The sequence below is a fragment of the Burkholderia sp. AU17457 genome (assembly GCF_002223255.1).
In the GTDB taxonomy this organism is placed as follows: domain Bacteria; phylum Pseudomonadota; class Gammaproteobacteria; order Burkholderiales; family Burkholderiaceae; genus Burkholderia; species Burkholderia sola.
Genome location: NZ_NKFB01000005.1, coordinates 1,660,751 through 1,683,615, shown reverse-complemented (window position 1 = coordinate 1,683,615; position 22,865 = coordinate 1,660,751). Strand labels below are relative to the sequence as shown.

At 70.8% G+C, this 22,865-nt stretch carries 11 protein-coding genes; 10 read left to right on the top strand and 1 reads right to left on the bottom strand.

Annotated features, from left to right (window positions below; translation table 11 throughout):
- Window positions 1-33 precede the first annotated feature (33 nt).
- From CFB49_RS24815 to asnB, 10 genes are all read left to right on the top strand, one after another.
- Window positions 34-246 carry a hypothetical protein gene (locus CFB49_RS24815; protein WP_006480857.1) on the top strand — a complete coding sequence of 71 codons (213 nt, stop codon included), beginning with the start codon at window positions 34-36 and terminating at the stop codon, window positions 244-246.
- Between the two features lie 124 nt (window positions 247-370).
- Window positions 371-847 carry a hypothetical protein gene (locus CFB49_RS24810; RefSeq protein ID WP_089492840.1) on the top strand — a complete coding sequence of 159 codons (477 nt, stop codon included), beginning with the start codon at window positions 371-373 and terminating at the stop codon, window positions 845-847.
- Between the two features lie 50 nt (window positions 848-897).
- The gene (gene sctJ, locus CFB49_RS24805; RefSeq protein WP_089492579.1) at window positions 898-1,782 is read left to right on the top strand and encodes a type III secretion system inner membrane ring lipoprotein SctJ; all 885 of its coding nucleotides are present in this window, start codon (window positions 898-900) and stop codon (window positions 1,780-1,782) included.
- Window positions 1,779-2,519: a SctK family type III secretion system sorting platform protein gene (locus CFB49_RS24800; RefSeq protein ID WP_069619390.1), complete on the top strand. Its 741-nt coding sequence runs from the start codon at window positions 1,779-1,781 to the stop codon at window positions 2,517-2,519. The genes sctJ and CFB49_RS24800 overlap by 4 nt, the downstream gene beginning before the upstream one ends.
- Window positions 2,501-3,130, top strand: coding sequence for a type III secretion system stator protein SctL (gene sctL, locus CFB49_RS24795; protein ID WP_027781117.1), 630 nt, complete (start codon window positions 2,501-2,503; stop codon window positions 3,128-3,130). Before CFB49_RS24800 ends, sctL begins: the two co-directional genes overlap by 19 nt.
- Window positions 3,127-4,503 (top strand): type III secretion system ATPase SctN, encoded by a 1,377-nt coding sequence (gene sctN / locus CFB49_RS24790; protein ID WP_089492578.1) that lies wholly within the window; start codon window positions 3,127-3,129, stop codon window positions 4,501-4,503. Before sctL ends, sctN begins: the two co-directional genes overlap by 4 nt.
- Window positions 4,496-5,164 (top strand): hypothetical protein, encoded by a 669-nt coding sequence (locus tag CFB49_RS24785; RefSeq protein ID WP_089436815.1) that lies wholly within the window; start codon window positions 4,496-4,498, stop codon window positions 5,162-5,164. The genes sctN and CFB49_RS24785 overlap by 8 nt, the downstream gene beginning before the upstream one ends.
- Window positions 5,158-5,967, top strand: coding sequence for a type III secretion system export apparatus subunit SctT (gene sctT, locus CFB49_RS24780; protein ID WP_089492577.1), 810 nt, complete (start codon window positions 5,158-5,160; stop codon window positions 5,965-5,967). Before CFB49_RS24785 ends, sctT begins: the two co-directional genes overlap by 7 nt.
- Before the next feature lie 16 nt (window positions 5,968-5,983).
- The gene (locus CFB49_RS24775) at window positions 5,984-7,015 is read left to right on the top strand and encodes an EscU/YscU/HrcU family type III secretion system export apparatus switch protein (protein WP_089492576.1); all 1,032 of its coding nucleotides are present in this window, start codon (window positions 5,984-5,986) and stop codon (window positions 7,013-7,015) included.
- Between the two features lie 259 nt (window positions 7,016-7,274).
- The gene (gene asnB, locus CFB49_RS24770) at window positions 7,275-9,245 is read left to right on the top strand and encodes an asparagine synthase (glutamine-hydrolyzing) (protein ID WP_089492575.1); all 1,971 of its coding nucleotides are present in this window, start codon (window positions 7,275-7,277) and stop codon (window positions 9,243-9,245) included.
- Window positions 9,246-9,301: 56 nt separating this feature from the next.
- Here the strand turns inward: asnB and CFB49_RS24765 are convergent, their stop codons facing one another.
- Window positions 9,302-22,807 carry an LWXIA domain-containing protein gene (locus CFB49_RS24765; RefSeq protein ID WP_089492574.1) on the bottom strand — a complete coding sequence of 4,502 codons (13,506 nt, stop codon included), beginning with the start codon at window positions 22,805-22,807 and terminating at the stop codon, window positions 9,302-9,304.
- Between the last annotated feature and the right edge of the window lie 58 nt (window positions 22,808-22,865).

Genomic DNA, 22,865 nt, shown 5'->3' with positions numbered 1-22,865 from the left:
AGGTGGAGTGTGGTTCACGTAAAGGAGCGAAGCATGGGTACCTCGGCAGCAGGTGGTGTGACGAATACGGGCGACGTGCAGAAGCAGGCCGACGACCTGACCAAGACGCAGCTGGAACTGACCAAGATCAATTTCCAGGTTCAGCAATCGACTGCGACGTTCGAAACCAGCAACGCAGTGACCGCGCAGGAAGGGACGGCGAACGCCCAGGTTGCGCAACACCTGAGTTCCGCCGGCCGCGCGTGACGCCGGTCGCCGGCCGAGCCGCGCGACGTCGCATGCCGGGGCCGCCCGTGACGGGCGCCCGGTGGGGCGTCGATGCGTGCCGGCCGGCCCGTTTCCGGCTTTGCCGGTCAAGGAGGACACGATCATGTCGGTAACAGGCGTAGGCGCGGCGCCGCCGGGCGCGGCGGCGCTCGCGAGTGCCGCGCAGCAAACGGGCGCGGCGTCCGATCCGGCGCAGGTGCGCCAGTTCGATGCGCTGATGCAGCCGGGCGCGTCGGCGGCCGCTCCGCCGTCTTCGTCGGGCGTCGCGATGGCGCGCGCGCCGGCGGATGCGGCGCCGGCCGTGCAGATGACGCCCGCGCAGGCGAACCAGTCGTCGCTCGTCGAGCGGTTGCGCACGTACGGCAACGATCTCGATTCGCGGTACGCGAACATCGACAAGCACCGCAACGAGATGCTGACGTCGATGGCGGACAGCCGCAGCGACCCGCTGATGACGATGGTGAAGGCGATGGATTTCCAGTGGACGGCAACCACCACGATTTCGGAATACCAGTTGAGCCTGTCGGTTGCGCAGGCGGCGAACGGCTTCACGCATACGGTGCTGAAGACGCAGGAGTGAAAGCGCGCGTGTGGACCATAGGGTCCCATGCGCACTGAAGCGGACAAACGATGACGACGATCGATTCGACGCCGCGCACGCATGCGTGGCGCAGCCGGGCGGCGCGCGCGCTGCTCGCGGGGCTGCTCGTGCTGTTGGCCGGGTGCCAGAAGGAGTTGTACTCGGGCCTGTCGGAGCGCGACGCGAACCAGATGATCGCGGTGCTCGGCGACGCGGGCATCAGCGCGTCGAAGGACAACGACGCGCGCGACACGTCGGACCGCAACGCATGGCTCGTGAGCGTCGCGGACGGCGACATGCAGGCGGCGCTCACGGTGCTGCACGCGAACGGGCTGCCGAAGCCGAGCTATGCGAGCCTCGGCGAGCTGTTCCAGAAGCAGGGCCTCGTGTCGACGCCGGCCGAGGAGCGCGTGCGCTACCTGTACGGCGTGTCGCAGGATCTGTCGCGCACGCTGCAGGACATCGAGGGCGTGGTGGTCGCGCGCGTGCAGGTCGTGATTCCGGAAAACGATCCGCTCGCGGACAAGATCAAGCCGTCGTCGGCCGCGGTGTACATCCGCTACCGGCCGGGCGTCGACCTGCGCGCGATGGCGCCGATGGTCAAGGATCTCGTCGCGCACAGCATCGAAGGGCTGCAGTACGACAACGTGTCGCTGTTCCTGCAGCCGGCCGCCGCGCGCGCGGCGCGCGTGGACGGGATCGGCAGCGCGGTGTCCGACATCCTGCGGTTGCGCTCGCCGCTCGGCTGGCTCGTGTTCGCGCTGATCCTGCTGACCTGCGCGGTGATCGCGCTGTCGGCCGCGCGACGCGGGATGTTCGGCGCGCGGCTCGCGGGCCTGGTCGGCGCGCCGCGCGGCGCGAGCGCCGGCGGTACGGCCGCGCAGCAGGCAGGCGGCGGGCTGCGCACGCCGGACGGCGCGCGCGACGGCGCATGAGCGATCCGCACGCGCTGTCGCCGGCCGCCGCGTCCGAGGCGGCGCTGCTGCCGTGGCTGCACCCGCTTGCGCCGCCGCCGGCCGCGCGCGCTGCCGCGTTCCATGCGCTCGTCTGCGATTTCAACCTGCGGCCCGACCGCTATCTGCACGTGACGCGCGTGCCGGCCGACTGGCCCGCGCGCTACCGTTCGCCGGACGCGTTCGGCGCGGCCGGCCGCAAGCTGCTCGCGCGGCACCTGCTCGACGTGAACGGCGTGGCCGACCGGCACGACTTCGACGTGGCGAACCCGTGCGCGCGTCTCGCGCTGCTGCCGGGCGCGGCGCTCGAGCAACTGGCCGCGTATGCGGGGCTGCTGCTGCATCGCGCGTGGCTGCGCGACGCGCTGGCCGGGCGCCGCATCCGCGCGGAAGTCGCGGCGCGGCTCGGCGGCGATGCGCTCGAACTCGCGCTCGAACGCGCGCCGGAATTCGGCGCGCTCGCGGAAACGCTCGAACCGTGGCGCGCCGATCCCGCCGCGCTGCCGGTCGTGATTCGCGCGCGCGGCGGGCGGCTGCTCGCGGATTTCATCGGCGTGGCCGGCGACGCGGTCGCGCGGCGCGTGCGCCTGAAATTCAATCGCGCGATCGACGACGAGGCGCCGTACTGGCTGAACCGCGCGCAGCGCGACCAGTTCGGCGAACTGATGTTCCTGTTTCTGATTCCCGAGAGGCTTGCGTCATGGGACTGGCTTTTCTGATCACGAGCGACAACCTGCAGCTGCTGTCGGAGCGCAAGGTGCTCAAGGAGCGCGAATACGCGGCGCTGCTCGACGCGTCCGCGGTGATCGCGACCGCGCATGAAGAGGCCGCGCGCATCGTCGCCGACGCGCAGCGCGAATTCGACAAGCGCCAGGCGGCCGGCTACGACGAAGGCATGCGCCGCGCGCAGCGCGAGCAGGCCGCGCAGGCATACACGCAGGCGCTCGCCGCCACGCGCACGATGGAGACGATGAAGGACGCGATGGCCGACATCGTCGTGAAGGCCGTGCGCGCGATCGTCGGCGAGATGAGCACGCAGAAGCTGTACGAGGCCGCGCTCGCGCGGATCGCGCCGCTCGTGCGCGACGAGGCGTTCCTGATCGTGCGCATCGCGCCCGGCCGCACCGACGAGATGCGCGACGCGCTCGACGGCGCGTTCGCGGGGCAGTCGAACCGGCAGAAGATCCGCATCGTCGAGGACGCGCAGCTCGAACGCCATGCGTGCACCGTCGAGACGCCGTCCGGGCGCATCGACGCGAGCCTCGACCTGCAGATCGACGCGTTGCGCCAGGCGATCCGCCGCGACGCACTGAAGGGCGCCGCGCGATGAACGCGCCGCTCGACGATCCGCAATCGTTCGGCGACGACGACGGTGCGCCGTTCGATCGCGGCCGCCTCGTCGGCGAACTCGACGCGGGGCTCGCGTTCTTTTCGCCGGTGTCGGTGCAGGGCCGCGTCAACCACGCGGTCGGGCAAATATTGAATGCGACGGGCATCCGCGCGCGGCTCGGCGAGATCTGCGAGCTGCGCACGCCGAACCAGCCGACGCTGCTTGCCGAGGTGGTCGGCTTCTCGCGACAGACGACGCTGCTCACGCCGCTTGGCGACGTGGCCGGGCTGTCGCCGGAGACGACCGTCGTGCCGTCCGGGCGCGAGCATGTGTTCCCGGTGGGCGAAGGGCTGTTCGGCCGCGTGCTCGACGGGCTCGGCCGGCCGCTCGACGATCGCGGGCCGGTGACGGGCGCCGCGTGGGTCTCGACGCAGCAGGACCCGCCGAACCCGCTCGCGCGCAAGATGATCGACACGCCGTTTCCGACCGGCGTGCGCGTGATCGACGGCCTGATGACGCTCGGCGTCGGGCAGCGCGTCGGCATCTTCGCGCCGTCGGGCGTCGGCAAGAGCACGCTGCTCGGGATGATCGCGCGCGGCGCGCAGGCCGACGTGAACGTGATCGCACTGGTCGGCGAACGCGGCCGCGAGGTGCGCGAATTCATCGAGCACAGCCTGTCGCCGGAGGTGCGCGCGCGTTCGATCGTCGTCGTGTCGACGTCGGACCGCCCCGCGATGGAGCGCGTGAAATCCGCGCTGGTCGCGACCGCGATCGCGGAGCACTTCCGCGATGCGGGCAAGCGCGTGCTGCTGCTGGTCGATTCGCTGACGCGCTTCGCCCGCGCGCAGCGCGAGGTCGGCTTGGCGAGCGGCGAGCCGCCGACGCGGCGCAGCTTTCCGCCGTCGACGTTCGCGGTGCTGCCGCGCCTGCTCGAGCGCGCGGGGCAGGGCGCGCACGGATCGATCACCGCGCTCTACACGGTGCTCGTCGAAGGCGACGAGGAATCGGACCCGATCGCCGAGGAAGTGCGCTCGATCCTCGACGGCCATATCGTGCTGTCGCGCAAGATCGCGCTCGCGAACCGCTATCCGGCTATCGACGTGCTCGCGAGCCTGTCGCGCGTGATGCCGCTCGTCGCGAGCCGCGCGCATCAGCATGCGGCCGCGCGCGTGCGCGAGCTGATCGCGAAGTACCAGGAAATCGAGCTGCTCGTGCAGATCGGCGAGTATCGCGAAGGCAGCGACCGGCTCGGCGATCTCGCGCTGCGTGCGCGCGATGCGATCGGCGCGTTCTGCGCGCAGGCGTCGGACGAGGACGTGCGTTTCGACGTGCTGCTCGCGAAACTGACGAAGCTGGCGAACGATCATGTCTGAAGCCGACGATCGTCTCGTGCTCGCGACGCTCGCCCGCCTGAAGCGCGTGCGCGAGATGCGCAGCCAGATCGCGCGCGTCGCGGCCGCGCGCCAGCAGGGCATCGCCGCGCAGAGCCGGCGCGCGCTGGCGGCCGCGCAGGCGCAGCTCGCGCAGCAGGTCGCCGCGAAGGCGGCGATCCAGACGCGGCTCGCCGACGACGTGCGCGAAGCGCGTGCATTGCAGGACGCGGCGGCCGATACGCGCACGTTCGACCGGCATATCGGCACCGCGAACGCGTCGGTGAGCGAGGCCGCGCACGTGCATCGCGGCCACGAGGCGACGCTCGCCGACCTGCAGCGCGCCGCACGCAAGGCGAAGGCCGCCGAGGACAAGCTGGAGAAGGCTGGCGAGAAGGCGCTGCACGCGCGCGCCGCGCGGATCGAGCGCGACGCCGACGAAGTCGCGGACGGCTACGCGGTGCGGCGCTTCGCGACGGGCGGCACCTGGGTGGCCGGCGCGGGCGACGCGGCCGGTCATGCGTCCACGCCGCCGGAGGCCGCGGCCGCGTTCGACGCGGCGATGACCGAAGCGGAAACCGGTGCCGACATCACGGCTGAAACCGACCCGTCCGCCTCGCCCGACGATCCCGCCCCGAGCGCCGCCGCGGAGCGCCGATGCTAGACCAGGCCGCGGGCTTCAACGACGTCGCCGGCATGCTGCGGCCGCTGCTCTACGTGATGCCGCGCCTGCTGCCGATCATGTTCGTCGTGCCGGTGTTCAACGAGCAGATCATCACGGGCCTCGTGCGCAACGGGATCGCGGTCGTGATCGCCGCGTTCGTCGCGCCGACGATCGATGCCGCGCAGGTGGCCGCGCTGCCGTTCCTGATGTGGTGCCTGCTCGTCGCGAAGGAGGCGGTGGTCGGCATGCTGCTCGCGGGCGCGTTCAGCGCGGTGCTGTTCGCGATCCAGGGCGTCGGCTACCTGATCGACTTCCAGACCGGCAGCGGCAGCGCCGCGTTCTTCGATCCGATGGGCGGGCACGAGGGCGGCCCGACTTCCGGATTCCTGAATTTCGTCGCGATCGCGCTGTTCGTCACGGCGGGCGGGTTGCAGGTGCTCGTGCAACTGTTCGCGCAGTCGTACGCATGGTGGCCGATCGGCTCGCTCGGCCCCGATTTCTCGTCGATGCTGCAAACCTTCATCGTGCGGCAGACCGACACGATCTTCGAATGGATGGTGAAGCTCGCCGCGCCGGTGACGATCGTGCTGGTGCTCGTCGAACTCGGCATCGGCCTGGTCGGGCGCGCGGTGCCGCAGCTCAACATCTTCGTGTTCTCGCAGCCGCTGAAGAGCGCGCTCGCGCTGCTGATGATGGCCCTGTTCCTGCCGGTGGTGTACGCGTCGCTGCATTCGCTGCTGAGCCCCGACAGCGGGCTGATGGCGCTGCTGCGCGCGCTGTTCGCCGCGCACGGCGGCGGCTGAGCGCGCCGGAGCCGACATGGCCGAAAAAGACCAGAAGCCGACCGCGAAGCGCCTGCGCGAGGCGCGCGAGAAGGGCGACGTACCGAAGAGCGCGGAAACGGTGTCGTCGGCGTTCTTCGTCGGCGTGTGCGTGGCGCTCGCGGTGGGCATCGGTTCGCTGTTCGGGCGATTGCAGGCGCTGTTCCGGCTCGTGTTCGACGCGGTCGGCGCGGCCGATCCGTCCGCGCGGCTCGCGGTGCTGATCGACGGCGCCGCGCGCGACTGGGCGACGCAGTCCGCGCAGATCGTCGCGGCCGGGCTGCTGGCGGGGCTGCTCGCGGGCTTCGTGCAGGTGGGCGGCGTGATGGCGTGGAGCCGCCTCGTGCCGCAGCTGTCGCGGCTCAACCCGGCCGAGGGGATGAAGAACCTGTGGTCGCTGCGCAACCTCGTCAACCTCGCGAAGATGCTGCTGAAGACGGCGCTGCTCGTCGCGACGCTCGGCTGGCTGATCGTCGAGTCGCTCGATCCGTCCGTACAGTCGGGCTTCACGCGGCCGGTCTCGATCCTTGCGCTGATCGTGAAGCTGCTGATGCTGCTGTTCGGCTGGGCCGCGCTGATCTACATCGTGATGGCGCTGATCGACATCGTGCACCAGCGGCACGAATTCAACCAGAAGATGAAAATGTCGATCGACGAAGTGCGGCGCGAGCACAAGGAGGACGAAGGCGATCCGCACATCGAGGCGAAGCGCCGCCAGCTCGCGCGCGAAGTGCAGTTCGCGTCGCTGCCCGACCGGGTCGGCTATGCGTCGGTGGTCGTCCATTCGCCGCGCGTCGCGGTCGCGCTCTATTACGGCGGGATGGGCTCGCTGCCGTGGGTGCTCGCGCGCGGCGAGGGCGACGCGGCCGAGCGGATCGTGCGGCTGGCCCGCGACGCGCTGCGCCCGACGCTCGCGAACGTCGGGCTCGCGCAGGCGCTGTACGAGACGACGCCCGAGAACGGCACGATCCAGCCGCAGCACTTCCGCGAGGTCGCGCAGTTGCTGAAATGGGCGACCGGCGCCGTGTGACGCGGCGTGATGCGGTGGCGTCATGACGGCATGCGCCCCCTTTTTCCTGCCTTGCCGGCCCGCCGGATTCGATATGGCCCCGTCATGCGGCCATCTGCACGCGCAACTTGACGTCCATTTTTTTCCGGATGATGCCCGCATTCACTGGTGAATTATTGCTGATTTATTTCTTCGTAATATGGCTCGACCGTCATGCCCGACGGCGGGCCGCGAGGTGCGCGGTGCGTGACGGAACAGGTCAACAGGGGCAGACAAATCAATGTGCGGAATCGACGGCTTTCTGAATAGCGTCGCCTTCGATGAGGAGACAGCGCGCGGCACGCTCGCGCGAATGACGGCGAGCCTCGCGCATCGCGGGCCGGACGGGCAGGGCATCTGGGTCGACCCGGATGCCGGCATCGCGCTCGGCCACCGGCGGCTCGCGATCGTCGACCTGTCGGTGCACGGCCGACAGCCGATGGCTTCCGCGTGCGGCCGCTACGTCCTCGTCTTCAACGGCGAAATCTATAACCATCGCGAACTGCGCGCGGAGCTCGAGCGCACGGGGCGCGCACCCGCGTGGCGCGGCCACTCCGACAGCGAGGTTTTGATCGCGGCGATCGTCGCGTGGGGCGTCGAGGCCACGTTGCGCCGCGCGACCGGCATGTTCGCGTTCGCGCTGTGGAATCGCGCGTCGCGGGTGCTGACGCTCGCGCGCGACCGGATCGGCGAGAAGCCGCTCTACTACGGCCGGATCGGCGACGCGCTCGTGTTCGCGTCCGAGCTGAAGGCGCTGCGCGGCTATCCGGGCTTCGACGGCACGATCGACCGCGACGCGCTGTGCCTGTACCTGCGCCAGTCGAGCGTGCCCGCGCCTTACACGATCTATCGCGGCATCCGCAAGCTGCCGCCCGGCACGTATATCCAGTTCGAACATGCGCGCGACACGCCACGCGTGCGGGCGTACTGGACGCTGGAGCAGGCGATCGAGGCGGGCCGCGCGCAGCCGTTCGAGGGCAGCGCCGGCGAAGCCGTCGATCAGCTGGACACGATCCTGCGCCAGGCCGTCGCGCGGCAGATGGAAGCCGACGTGCCGCTCGGCGCATTCCTGTCGGGCGGCATCGATTCGTCGGCGATCGTCGCGCTGATGCAGGCGCAATCGGCGTCGCCGGTCGACACGTTTACGATCGGCTTTCACGAGGCCGGCTACGACGAAGCCGGTTACGCGAAGGCGGTCGCGCGCCATCTCGGCACGCGCCATACCGAGCTTTACGTGACGGCCGACCATGCGCTCGGCGTCGTGCCGAAGCTGCCGTCGATCTACGACGAGCCGTTTTCCGATGCGTCGCAGATCCCGACCTTTCTCGTCTCCGAACTGACGCGCCGGCACGTGAAGGTGAGCCTGTCCGGCGACGGCGGCGACGAACTGTTCGGCGGCTATACGCGCTATTTCCTGACGCCGCGCCTGTGGCGCAAGCTGCATCGCGTGCCGGCCGCGGTGCGCGCGCGGATCGCCGCCGCGCTGCATGCGTTGCGGCCCGATCACGCGGACCAGCTCGCGGCCGTCGCGCAGGGGGCGTTCGGCGGCGGCGTGGAAGCGCGCGAATCGTCGTCGCGCATCGGCGATCGCCTGCACAAGCTCGGCCATGTGATGACCGCCGAGAGCCGCATCGGGCTGTACCGGCTGCTGATGTCGTCCGTGCATCACCCGGAGCGCATCGCGCTGGCGGGGCAGGAGCCGCCGACGCCGCTCGACACGGTGTCCGCGTGGCCCGCGCACCTGAGCTTCGCCGAGCAGGCGATGGCGATCGACACGCTCACGTACCTGCCGACCGACATCCTCGCGAAGGTCGATCGCGCGGCGATGGCCGTGAGCCTCGAAACGCGCATGCCGTTCCTCGATCATCACGTCGTCGAATTCGCGTGGCGCGTGCCGGCGTCGGTGCGCTTGCCGGAAGGGCAGTCGAAGGCGCTGCTGCGCCAGCTGCTCGACCGGTACGTGCCGTCCGCGCTGATCGACCGGCCGAAGCAGGGCTTCTGCGCGCCCGTCGACCACTGGCTGCGCGGCGCGCTGCGCGACTGGGCCGACGCGCTGCTGCGGCCGTCGCGCCTGCGCGAGGAAGGCTTCTTCGATGCGGCGGCGGTGGAGCGGCTGTGGCGCCAGCACCAGACGGGCCGGATGAACTGGCAGCACCAGCTGTGGACGGTGCTGATGTTCCAGGCGTGGCTGGAACATCAGCGGGCGGCATGATGCGGCGTGCCGTGCGCGACCGGCGTGCGCGGCGCCACGCGCGCCGCGCGCCGGGATCAGCCCACGATCAGCGGCGTGCCGACCGACAGGCGGTTCGGATCGCGTGACACCGACGGATTGAGCTGCAGGATCTCGTTGAACGCGCGCGTATCCTGCTCGCCGCGCGTCATCGCCTGCTGATCGGCGCGCGACACGTGCGCGGCGTCGAGCAGCGACTGGCGATGCTGGTCGGCGATGACCCACAGCGAATCGCCGGCGACGACGATGTAGGGCTGCGTCGACGCGGACGGTTGCGCGGTCGACGGCGTGGCGCTGGGCGACGGAGAAGCCGGCGCGGCAGGCGACGCACTGGGCGATGCGCTCGCCGAAGCGCTTGGCGCGGCGCTCGCCGAAGGGCTTGCCGACGCGCTCGGCGACGCACCGGGCGCGAGATTCGATTGCGACGAATTCGAATTCGACTGATTCGACGAACCGGACCCCGAGCCGAAGAACGTCGTCAACAGACCTTCGATCAGCTTGTACGCGAACGCGCCGACGGGAATCAGCACGACGGCCGTCGGGATCTTCTTGATCAGCGGCGTCGCGTTCGGGAAATGCGTGTTCAGACGCCCGCCGAGCAGCAGCGCGGTGGACACGCCGGTCGCGATCGCGAGGTCGTAATGGCCGCCGCTCCACTGCACGCCGGTGCCGAGGCCGCCATACGCGACGGCCATGAAGTCGCTCGCCGAATCGGTGAAGCGCACGATGCGGCTGCGCTTGTCGGCATTCACGCGGTGCGCGCCGATCGTGTAGACGAGGCCCGCATACGTGGCGCCGAACGCACCGCTCGCGATGGCGGCCGAGCCGTAGGCGAGATCGAACGCCCCATGTGCGTGCACCACGCCGCTGATGCCGACCGCGAGCGTCGCGGTCGACGTGATCGCGGCGCCCGCGCGGCCCGCGATCCCGAACAGGTGACGCGGGTTGCCGGTATGGAGCTGCTGCAGCGACGTGCCGCCGACCGTGCCCTGCATCTGCGCGAGCACGTCCGCGGCGAGCGCCTTGATGTGGGTGGTCGCGTCGTCGAAACTCATCAGCCCGACACGGTTCAGCTCGACATACTGCGCGGCCAGCGTCCGCGCTTCGTTCGAGATCTGCTCGAGCTGCGCGCGGCGGTTCTGGCCGTAATCGTGCGCGCCCGACCGCAGCTGCCGCGACAGCGTCACTTCGAGCCGCGTGAGCACCGCCTGCGCGGCCTTCGGATCGCCGGCCTGCAGGCTGCGCACCGCACCCTGGTGCATGACCTGGAACACGCGACCAAGACGCGAGCCCAGCAGGAACGACGACGTCGCGCTGCCCAGCATGTCCTGCCGCAGCACGTGCGTCGCGCCGAGCGTATCGGCGATCACGAGCGCGCCCGCACCGGTGACGAGCGAGCTGAAACCGATCGACTTCCACAGCTCCGCCTTGCGGAACGACGGCCGATGCACGCGCAGCGCGTTGATCTGCGCGAGCGCCTGCAGTTCCTCGATCATCTTGGCCTGTTTCGGGTTCGCCGCGATCTGCCGGCCGACGCTGATGGGTTTCGACGGATCGTTCTTCAGCGCTTCGCGCTCGACGACCGACTGCCAGTACGCGCGACTGTCGGGCAGCGGCCCGGCGGGATCGGCGGTCGACACGACGGTGCCGCGTGCCGGCGCGCGGCCGCCGGCTTCCGCGAGCCAGCGTTCGCCGAAGCGGCGGGCGAGTTTTTCGGTGCGCGTGGCGGGCGGATGATCGGCCGACGCCCACTGCGTCATCGCATGCTCGATCGTCGCCTTGCGCGCCTGGTTGACGAGCGCGGTCGTGTTGCGTTCGTACAGTTCGCCGCGCAGCGTCGCGAGCGCGTCGTCGGACAGTCCTTTCGACTTGCCGATGCGCGCGATCTCCGCGAACAGCACCTGCTGCTGGTTCGCGAACGCCTCGGGGCTCACCGGTTCGAAGACGCGCGTGAGCGCATCGGCGCCGTGCAGCCGCGCGAACTTGCCGTGGCGGTCGGTCTGGTAATAGTCGACGATCCGTTCCGCCAGCGCCCGCGTCAGGTCCTGGTTCGCGATGAAGTCGGCGCCGTGCGTGCCGTACGACAGCCCGACATGCAGCCAGTCGATCGCCTTGCGGTCGAGCAGCGCATCGAGCAGCTCGACGTGACCGGCGCCCGGTACCGGCTCGAGCACGGCGTCCCACCCGTGAAAGCTCAGCATCACGTTCGGCGCGGGTTCGCCGGCGTGATCGTGCGACCACGTCTCGAACGACGTCATCAGCCGCGTGTATTCGGCATAGCTGTCGTTGGTGCCGGCGATCGTGCGGCGGTCGTCCGCGGAGACGAGCGGGCGGCCCGACGCGGCTTCGAGACGAAGCTGGAAGCCGTGGCGCGACGCCGCGGTGAGCCATTTGTGCAGATGCGCGATGTCGTCGAGCTCGAGCGTGCGCGTGGTGCCGTCCGGCGCCTCGCGCGTGATCGTCGCGTCGGCCTCGTTGTAGCGCGCGCCGATCGGGGACCCGAACTGGCGGGCGCGCCGGATGAACGCCGGATCGTGCTTGCCGCCGCGCGCGGCCGCGAGCGTGTGCGGATCGACCGGAATCGACACGACCGGCATCGCGCCGCCATATTGCTCGACGTAGCGCACCGCGAGCGCGGGATCGTCGCGCAGGTTGAACGCACGCGCCATCGGCGCGACGCGGTCCTGGATCTCGGCCGGCGCGCGCACGAACGCCTGGATCGCGCGCTTGTCGATCATGCGTGCCGCGCTGTGGCGCGTGGCGTACGCCTGCATCCACTTCACGAAGCGGTTGTGATCGCCGCCGGGATCGGCGACCAGCCCGCGCGACGGCATGCTCGACACCTCGCGCGCGAGACCGATGGGGATGCCGAGCGCCTTCAGCATCGGTGCGTCGGCCAGGATCGTCTGCGGTTCGTCGGTCAGGGCGAGGCCGCCGGCATCGGGCTGGTTCTTGCGTGCGGTGACCGCCTTCACGCGGTCGATCGTCGGGAACCAGTCGGCCACCTTGGCGGCGCCGTAACGCATCACCCATTCCGCGACCGTGCTCGAACCCAGGCTCGGCTGGTATGGCCGCAGCGTCAGCGGCTTGGCCGCCGGCGTTTTCGGCGGCTTCGGCGCGGCCGGCGCGTTCGATGCGTTTGCCGCATTCGCGGCGCGGCGGTTGCGCCGGCCGCGCTTGCCGCGCAGCGCATTGCGCACCCGGCCGGCGGGGCCCGTGGGGCCGCCGCCCGCCGGCTGCGCGGCTTGCTGGGCCGCGGCGAGGTCGGCCTGGGCGGCTTTCACGCGGTCGATCTGGCCGGCGATCTGCGTGCGGATCCAGCGCGTCGCGAGGTCGAACTTCTGCGGCAGCGCATCGAAATACGACTTCTCGTCGAGCAGCTGCGTGAGTCGTTGCGCGAGCGCGGCTTTCTGCGTGGCGGTCGCGCGCGGATCGAACGCCTCGGGCGCGAGTGTCGACAGCAGGAAGTGCTGGTTCGCGCCGAACGGGCCGCGCCCGAGCGGCATCTCGTCGAGCGGGCGGCCCGCGTCCGGGTGGTCGCGCAATTGTTCGGCGTTGTCGTACCAGAGCGCGTTGCCGTCGTGAATCGCGATGATGCCGCGGCGCGTATGCAGCGATTCGGCAACCGGATGATCGGTTTCATACACGTACACGTAGTGATCGCCGCGCAGCGCCTTCAGCTCCAGCGCGCGCATCAGGTGCAGCGTGTTCGCGCCGCTGAAGTCGATCGCGAGCTGCTCGCTGTCCGGGACGAGCTTCGGCGGCAGGAACGGACTGTCGGTGCCTTCGATCTCGGCGATCTTGCGGCGCACGCCGGGGTCGGCTTTCGCGAGGCCGCGCTGCACGCGCGTGCCGAGTTTCTGCATCGGCGGCTTCTCGTCGCCGAGCGCCTTGCGCATTTCCGCCGGCGCGAAGCCGCCGTAGCGCTCGACCGTGTCGTGCGTGACGTCCGTCACGACGAAGCGCACGCCGCGACGGCCGCCGGACAGGTTGCGCGCGCGTCGGCGGAACGCGGCGCCGAGATCGCGCGGCGCGATCGTCGCGTCGCCGAGCGAGGTCGACTCGTGATAAGTCCAGTCGTGCGCGGCGTTGCGCGTCGCGTAGCCGAGCACCTTGCCGGTTTCCTTGTCGATCGCGTAAAGCGTCGCGCCGTCGCCGGCCGCTTTCGCCGCCTGCTTCGGCCGGCGAAAGCGCGGCGCGTCGGCAAGCGAGTTCAGCGTCGTGACGACGTCCGCGTCGGGCGTCGCGGCCGCCTGTTCGGCTTCCCAGGTGCGGCCGTCGCTGCGCGCGGTGATCCGCGCGGCGCCGCCGTACTCGCGCAATTCCGCGAGCGACACGGGCGACACGTAGAAATCGACATTCACCCGTTCCGCGCCGCCGTTGTCCTTCAGCGCGCGATAGACCGCGTCCGGGATCGGCACGGCCGGATCGGCGGACGTCTTGTCGACGAACGTACCGTTCTCGTCGGTGCGCATGCTGGCAACGAACTTCGGTTGCGCATGGCGTGCGTCGATCGACGCGTCCGGCCGCGCTTCATGCTCGGCGATCAGCACGTGCGCATTCTTGCCGAACGCGTCCTTCATCTGCTCGAGCGACGCGAGTTGCGAACCGTCGATGCGGATCAGGTCGCGCTTGCCGTGCGAGGCGAGGTGATCGAGCGCATGCTGGCGGCGCGCGGCGTCCGCCGTCGCCGCGGGCACTGGCGCATTCGACGCCGGCTGCGGCGCGGGCGCCGGCATCTCGCGCGGCACGCCGAGTGCGTGCATCGCGTCGGCCTGGCTCGCGTAGTACGCGCGATAGGTCGCGTGGCCCGGCACGGACGGCGCGACGTCGCCGAAGGCGGCCGCGAGCCGGCGCAGCCCGGCTTCGTCGCCGGGCATCACGTGGTCGGCTTCGCGTGCGATCGCATCGGGCAGGCGGGCGTCCCTGGCGATGTCGATGCCGCCATCGTCGAGGATTTCGCGGCGCACCGCGAACGCGTTCGCCTGCGCACGCGCTTCGGCCATCAACGCGCTGTCGGTCAGCGCCTCCGGCGACGAGCGGTCGAGCGCGAGGCGGCGCGTGATCGTCTCGACCGCGTGCTGCGCTTCGTGCGCGAGCGTGTAGACGAGCGTGCCGGCGCCGTGGAACTGCCCGTCGAGCACGATCCGCTGCTTCGCGGTATCGATCCGGCTGCCGCGCCCGGGCCGGCCCACCACGATTTTCCAGCCGGCCTCGCCGGCCAGCGCGACCTGCTGGCGCAACAGGCTCGAGCGGTCGACCAGCGCATGGGCGGCCTTGGGTAGCGGCGCGCCGCCGAACCGCATCCGGATGCGCGTGATGACGGACGGCTTCTGCACGAACGCGTCGGGCGGCAAGTGCTCGGTGATGCCGGGATGCGCGAGCTCGATCGCGCCGCGCGCGATGCCGTCCTCGAGCATCACGCGCAGCGTGCCGATCTCGCGGACGATGCCTTCCACGTTCAGCTTCGGCGCATCGGTCATGACCGTCGACGGGTCGCTCAGGTAGAAGTCGCCGCGCGCGTCGAACACGCCTTCGAAGTCGTAGTACAGACGGTGCCGCGCGGTGATGTCGCGCGCGCGGTCGAGCTGCGCGAAGGCGTCGCGGGTGACGCGCGACGGCAGCATGCCGGCCATCACGTCGTGGCTGCTCAGCGATGCGAACGGCGCGTACATCACGGCCACGCGATCGAATGCCGCGAACGGGCCGCCGACCGTGAGCGTGCGCAGCCCGTGCGCGCGCAGCGCCGCGAGGCCTTCCTGTTCGAGCCGGATCGATTCGATGTGGCCGAGAATCGCGCGATTGTCCGTGCCCTCGTAGAGGCCGATCGCATTGCGGCGGCCCAGTTCGAACACGGTCTTCTCGATGCCGGCGCCGGTTGCCGCGCCGGTGAAGCGCTCGACCGTCACGCGTGCGGCCGGGTCGCCGCTCACGTGGACGCCGTTGCCGTCGACGTCGAGCGCGCCCAGGTCCGGGCGCTGGTGGGGCGCCGGATCGTAGCGCAGCCACGCGTTGGTATGGCTGAGCCGCGCCTCGGCGCCGAGCCCGACCGCGATCGTCGGCGGTGCGTAGACGGGGCGCTGCCAGACGTTCGCGAGCCAGGCGGCGGCGTCGCGGCCGTTGCGTGCCGACAGAATCACCGACGAGCCGGGCAGGCCGAGCACCGAGCGGTGCGCGAGCGTGACCTCGACCGGCGTGTACGGCCGTCCGTCCGGATCGACGAGACGGCCTTGCGCATCGGTGACGCCGTGCACGATCACGATGCGGCCGTCGCGGTCGTAGGACAGCGGGCCCGAGCGGTCCAGCGTCAGCGCGTCGACGCCGGCGACCGGCTTGCCGTCGAACGGCGATGCCTTTACCGGACGGGCGCGCGACCATGCCGTTTCTTCGGCGAGCGTCGCGGCCGTCTCGCGCGGCGCCGGCATCGTGACGCCGGTGCGCTGCGCGGCCTGTGCGTGGCGCCGATACAGCTCGCCGTAGGTGATGCCGCCGTCGAGCGACGTCGGGCTGTGCTCGAACGCGTCGGCGAGGCGCGCGAGCGAGGCGGCATCGCCGGCCCGCGCGCGGCCGTATTCGTTGGCGATCGCGTCGGGCAGCGCGACGTGGCGGCCGATGTCGATGCCGAGGTTCGCGCGGATCTCGTCGCGCACCGCGAAGGCATTGACCTGCGCGCGCGCCTCGGCGAGCAGCGCACTGCGCACGTAGCGCTGCGTCGAGCCGTAGTCGAGCCCGAGCGTGCCGGTCGCGGCCTCGAGCGCATGACGGGCTTCGTGCGCGAGCACGTAGACCATCGATCCGGTCGACTGCAGACCACCGTCGATCGTGACGCGCCGCCGTCGCGTGTCGATCTTGCTGCCGCCGCCGGGCTTGCCGCGCACGACTTTCCAGCCTGCGTCGGCGCCGAGCCGAAGCTGTTGCGACAGCAGGCTCGATGCGTCGATCAGCCGGTACGCTTCCTTCGGCAGCGGGGCGCCGCCGAAGCGCATCCGCACGCGCGTGATGACCGACGGCTTCTGCACGAACGCATCGGGCGGCGGCGTTTCGGCGAGCCGCGGATGCGCGAGTTCGACGTTGCCGCGCTCGAGGCCTTGCGTCAGCGCGCGCTCGATCACCGCGAGCCGCTGCAGCGTGGTGAAATGCTCGCCCGCGCCCATGCCGATCGCACCGGGGTCGCTCAGCAGGAAATCGCCGCCGCGCGTGAAGAGGCCTTGCAGGTCGAAGCCGATGCCCGTGCGTTCGACGACTTCGCGAATCTGCCGGATGTGCTCGAGCGCCGCGCGCGACACCACGCGCGGCAGCGCACCCGTCTCGAAGCCGAAGCTGTGGAACACGCCGAGCGGCCGGTACAGCACGGCGACGCGGTTCAGTGCGGAGAACGGACCGTCCATCGTCACGGTCTTCAGCCCGTACGAGGCGAGATCGTCGAGTGCGATGCTCTCGTCGATCGCGGCCTCGATCTGACGGGCTTCCGACGTATGCGGGCCGTTGTCGTACACCGCGAGCGCGGCATCGTGGCCGAGCGCGAACACGGTTTTTTCGGCGCCCGAGCCGAGCAGCTCGCCGACGTGGCGCTCGGCGTCGATCCGCACCGCCGGATCGCTTTCGAGGTGCACGCCTTCGGCGTCGGCCGCCAGTTCCCCGAGATCGTGCGGTGCCGCGGGCGCCGGGTCGTAGCGGCGGAACACGCCGGTGTCGAGCAGCGCCGCGCGTTCGCCGACCGCGTGCGGGGGCGGCGCATACACCGGCCGCTGCCACAGATTCGCGAGCCCGGCGGCAGCCGCCTCGCCGCCGTGCTTCGCGGACAGCACGATCGAATAGCCATCCTTGACCAGGAACGACGGCGCCTGGTCGAGCGCGTATTCATGCACGCCGGCCGGCCGCCCGCCCGCGAGCAGCGTGCCGTTCGGCAACGTGTCGGCGTGCAGCATCAGCACGCCTTCGTCCTGCAGCATCGTGAAGTGGCGGCTGCGCGCCGCCTGCAGGTCGGCCGCCGAGGGCACGGGCCCGTCGCCGAACGGCGACGCATATTCGGCATGCGCGCGGCTCCATGCCACGCGTTCGTCGAAGCTGCGCACGCCGTGCGGCGCGCCGCCGGTCTCGTGCGTCTGCGGCGCGGGCATCCGGCGCGGGATGCCGCCGCGGCGCTTCTGGCGCGACCATACGTCGTCGTAGAAATCGCGGTAGGTCTCGCCGTCGCGGCCCGACACGGGCGCATCGGCGAATGCGTCGACGAGGCGTCCGACCGTGCCCGCATAGTCGTGCGACGGTGCGCGCCATGCGGCGCCTTCGCGCTCGATCGCGTCCGGCAGGCGCACGTGCGCGGCAATGTCGCCGCCGCCCGCGAGCTCGATTTCGTAGCGCGCCTCGAACGCGTTGATCTGCGCGCGCGCCTCGGCTTCGAGCGCCTTGCGCGTGAAGCGGCTGCGGTTGCCGTAGTCGAGGTTCAGCACGCCGGCCATCGCCTCGACCGCGTGGCGCGCTTCGTGCGCGAGCGTATACGTGATGCTGCCCGGATGCTGGAGCGCGCCGTCGATCGTCACGCGGCGCTTGCGCGGGTCGATGCGGCTGCCGCCGCCGCGCTTGCCGAGCGTCACGCGCCAGCCGGCGTCCTGCAGCATGCGCAGTTGCGTGGCGAGCGTGCCCGACTGCATCGCGAGCGCCTGCGCGGCTTCGGGCAGCGCCGCGCCGCCGAAGCGCATCTGCATCCGCGTGATCCAGCCCGGCTTCGAGGCGCCGGGGTCGGGCGGGGCGGTCTCGGTCGTTTCCGGGTGGGCGGCGGCGAGGCCGATGTCGTCGTTCGCCGCGGTGCGACGTTCGCCGCCCGTCGGCGCACGGGCGGCCTGGCCGTTTGCGTCGTCGGGCGCGCGTGTGCCGCGGTCGGCCGCGGCGGTTTCGCGTTCCGCCGTCCGCTCGGGTGCGCCGGGGCGTTCCGGCTTGACGAGCACGAGCACGCGGTTCGGCGCGCTGAACACGCCATCGAGCGCGTTGACCGGCTCGGGCGGCGCAGCCGTGCGCGGCATCGCCGGTTCGTTCGGGCCGCGCTTGCCGGCCAGCACGATCACCGTGTCGTCGGCAGGCGTGCGGGGCGCAGCCGGCGGCGCTTCGTCGGGCGCGATGCCGGCCGGCAGGCCGGCTTCATGGGCCGCGACCGCCTCCGGCGCCGGATCGAAGCGCAGCACGCGCGCGCCTGCGCGCAGCTGGCCGTCCGCACCGAACGCGTCGGGCGCGGCCGCATAGACGGGCTTCTGCCAGCGGTTCGCGAGCTCGGGCGCGAGCGCCGCGTCGTGTTCGCCGGCGACGACGATCACCGGTTCCTCGAGATCCTGCGGGCGCGGCGACGACGGCCGCGCGCCCGGCGCGTCGGGTGTCGCGCCGCTGCGCACCACGTAGACCGTGCGATCGCCGACTTCCATCGGCTCGGCGCTCGGCCCGCGCGGCACGGCGATGCCGGCCGGATCGGACGTCGCCGCGCGCGTGACGGGCGCGTCGTCCGTCAGGTCGACGACCTTCGCGTTGACGCGCGGCGGCGCGCCGTCCGGCTTCGCGCGCGTGCCCGGGCCGGCCGGCTCGTCGGCCGCGACGGGCCGCCAGCGCATCGATTGCGTGTCGGCGCTACGCCGGTTGGTGCTCGCGGTCGTGCTGCGTTCGGCATCGGTTTCGTCGCGCTGCTGCTGCACGCGGGCGTGTTCCTCGCTGGTGCGGCGCGTCCTGCGCGCGTCGGCGGACACGCTCGCGGCTTCGCCTTCGGCCGCCGTCTGCGCGAGGCGACGCGGCGCCTGCGCGCCGGCGACCGTCTGCCGATAGGCGTCGCCGGCCTGGTCGAGCACGTGTTGCAGCACGTCGAGCGGCGTCTTCGCGACGATCTTCGGCGTCACGCTCATCTCGCCCTCGGGGCCGAACGACATGCGCTCGCCGGTGCCGGTCACGTCGTCGACGCGCGTGCCATTGGTCCATGCCTTCGGCGACACCGAGACGACGGACAGCGTGCCGTCCTCGCCGAGCACCACTGATTTGCCCGGCGGCAGGCGCTTCCCGGATGCGCGGTCGAGCACGCGAATCGGCGTGTTGTCGTAGGTCAGCACCTTGTCGCCCACGCGCAGCGTGCCGTCCGGCGACACCTTGACGGCTTCGCCGTCGAGCGTCACGCGCGTGCGGCCGGCCGCGAGCGACGACGCGTCGCCGCTGTTGAGAATCCGGCCGATCGTCCGGCTGTCGACGGTGACGGTCTTGCCGTCTGTCCCGCGGATCGGCACCGGCCGGCCGGTGCGCGCGCGCACCGACGTCACCGCGCGTTCCTTGAGGCCGCCTGCGGCCATCAACGCGACGTTGGTGATCCCGGACTTGAGCTGCTCGCCGGCGGCCTTCTTGTCGCCGGTGACGAAATAGTCGTAGCCCGCTTCGCCGAACGCCTCGACCGCGCCGCCCACGCCCGTCACGACCGCGGTGGTCCGCGCGCCGGTGGCGAGCACCGACGCGACCTTCGGCGTGCGCGTGAGCGCCGTGACCGCGCGCGTGAACAGCTTGCTGCCGGCCAGCTTCGCGGCGCCCGCCACGCCCATCGGCACGAGGTTGATGAAGTCGGCCCGCGCGCCCGGGTCGGTAAACGGATTGAGACTGCGCCCGTGGTCGGCGCGATTGGCCAGATCGAGGCCGGCGCTCGTCATCGTCGCGCCGATCGCCGTGTACATCATCCCCGCACCGAGGATGTTCAGCGGCACGCCGACGATCGCGCCGATGCCGGTGCCGTCGAGCAGCGTGCCGAGACCTTCGAGCGCCATCCCGCCGACCATCATGCCGATGTTCAGGCCCGTGCTCGTCAGCGTGTTCAGGAAACTGTCGAAGCCGCTTTCGTGATGCGCGGCCTTCGACACGAGCTGCAGCGTGCCGTCCGCGTTGTGGCCGGTCGCGATGTCGACCGTGCCGTCCGTCGACAGCTCGTTGTTGTCGATGTAATCGTTGATGTCGTCGTAGTTGCTCGCCGTCTCGTCGACGTACTGCGTGCCGTCCTTGCCGCTGACCTTGAACAGCGCGCTGGTGGTCATGCCGGCATCCTTGGCGGCGTAGACCATCGGCAACACGCTGACCTGCGTCGTCGCGCCCCCGCCGATCGACAGCAGCTTGTCGCGCACGCTGTTGATCGTCTTCAGCTTGTCCTTGTCGGTGTAGCGCGCGACGTCGTCCTTCGTCGGCGATACGGGATCCGAACCATCGCCCGATGCCGCGCCGTTCTGGACGTCCGGCTGCATGCCGAGCGCGACGCCGATCAGGTTGCGCTGCTCGTTGTCGGTCAGCTTGCCGAACGCGATCGTGCCGCCGTTGTTCGTGCTCGCGCTGGCCGCGTCGAGCAGCGAGTTCGACAACTCGCCGCGATGCGCTTCGTAGAAATCGTGCAGCGCCTTCTTGTAGTCGTTCTCGGCGTCCGAACCGGGCGCCGCATAGCGCAGCCGTTCGTCGAGGCCGGCGTCGAACCTGTCCATCAGCACCTGCTGGTGCGACGTCTCGCTCAGCAGTTGCAGGCGCTGCACCGCGTTGTCGGCCTGCGTGACGGCTGCCTTCGCCTTGTCGAGCTCGTCCTGATACAGGTTCGGACGCGGCGCCGACGGCGCCGGGATCAGGTCGTCGCCCGCGACGGTGCGAAAGCGCATCGGCGGCGGATTCGCGGCGGCCCAGTCGTCGTACTTCTTCTGCACCGACTCGAGCGTACTCTTCGCCTGCGTCTGCTTGATGCGCGCCTGCGACAGCGCGAGCTGGGTCGCGCGCTCGTTGACCGAATCCGACATCCGGCTGTCGGCCGCGCGGATCGCGCCCGCGACGGTCTGCATGCGTTTCACGTCGAGCATCGTCGGGCCGGCCTGAGCGGCGGACGGCCCCGACGACTGCGGCAGCAGGAACGGGCTGTCGAGCAGCGGCGACGCGGGCAGCGACGATGCGCCATTGGACCCGGGCAACGTCGGCGAGGCCAGCGGCGACGCGCTCGGCAGCGTCGGCGTGCCGGTGGGAGCGGCCGACGTCGCCGTCGACAACGACGATGCGGGCAGGCTCGGCAGGCCGTTCGCGGTCGACAGCGACGGCGTCAGCAGCGGCGGCTGAAGCCCCGGTTTCGTGAAGATCGATTGCGCGTTCACCTGCGCCTTGATCCGCGAGGCCTGATCGTCGTACTGCTGCGCGAGCGTCGCGCCGTACGCGACGACGAATCCGTCGTGCGCGATGCTCGCCTGCTGCTTCGCCTGATCGAGCTTCGCATACGCATCGCCGAGGTCCAGATCGACCTGCGGATCCTTGATCATCGCGTGCGGATTGGCCTTGTGCCACGCGCTGGATGCGTCCTGCTTCTTCGTATAGTCGGCCTGCAGCGTGTCGACCTGCCGCTGCGCGGACAGCATCTGCAGATAGCCGCCGCTCGTGTTCGCCGCCGTCTGCGCGCGGGCGAGCGCGGTCTTCGCGTCCGACACTTCGTTCGGGACGACCACCGTCGGTCCTTCCTTGCCGCTGGCCGAATCGTAGCGCTGCTGCGCGTTCGTGAGCGCCAGGCTGTCATTGGCCGCGCCGTACGCGGCGTTCGCATAGTTCGCATCCTTCGCGGCGGACGTGACGGCCTGCTGCGCGGCATCCTGCGAAGCGGGCGCATCGGGCATCGTGACCTTCAGCTCCAGCGGCTGCAGCGCGTCGTTCAGCCGCCCGACGCCCGCATCGAGCGCGGCCTTGTAGTCCGGATCGGCGAGGTACGACTGGAACTGCGTATACGCGAGATTGGAATTCGCGACGTCCGCGAAGTATTTCGACGCACCGACGGCCGCCTTCGCGCTCGCGGTCTGCCAATTGTCGTAGAGCCGGATCTGCAGCGGGTTCTTGCAGTCGCCCGGTTGCGGCACCCAGTTCGGATCGTTCGCATGATCGGGGAAGGCGTCCAGCAGCGCCTTGAACTGCTGGTCGGCCGCGTGCTGCGCGTCGCCGGGGTCGGTCACCTTGCCGGAATCGTCGATCTTCATCCCGGCCGGCATGTCGGCGTTCGCCTGTTCGCCGTACAGGATCATGTAGCCGGCGTCGGTCGTCACGTTCAGCTCGCGCTGCGCGGTGTCGGCCGTCGTGCGCGCCTTCGCGTAGTCGGCCTGGGCGGTCTTGCGGTCGTCGGCCGTCGACTCGGGATCGCGGTTGACCAGATGCAGCACGTTCTGCGCGCCTTGCAGCGTCTGCGACGCGTTGTCGTACTTCGTCTGCGCGTCCTGGATCGCTTTCTGCACCGCGCGCGTCTTGTCGTTCTCGACCGTGATCTCGGGCGGCGGCGCCGTATATTGCGCGGCCATGCTCTGGATCAGCGACGTCGCGGACTGGATCTCGGCATTGGTCGGCTTCGACGGATCGGTGGCCAGCGACGCGGTGACGGGAATCGGCGGAGCGGCGGTCGGGTTCGCGGGCCCGGCGGCCGGGTCGTCCTTCTTCGGCGGCGGCGGGGGCGGGGGCGGCGGTGCAACGACCGGATTCAGCGTTTCCGACAGGAAGCGCTGCCAGTTGACACCCAGTCCCAGTCCGTCGATCAACAGCATGCTCGTCTCCGTTGAGCCGCGCGATGCGCGGCACGCGCGGCGTCCTGCACGCCGCGAC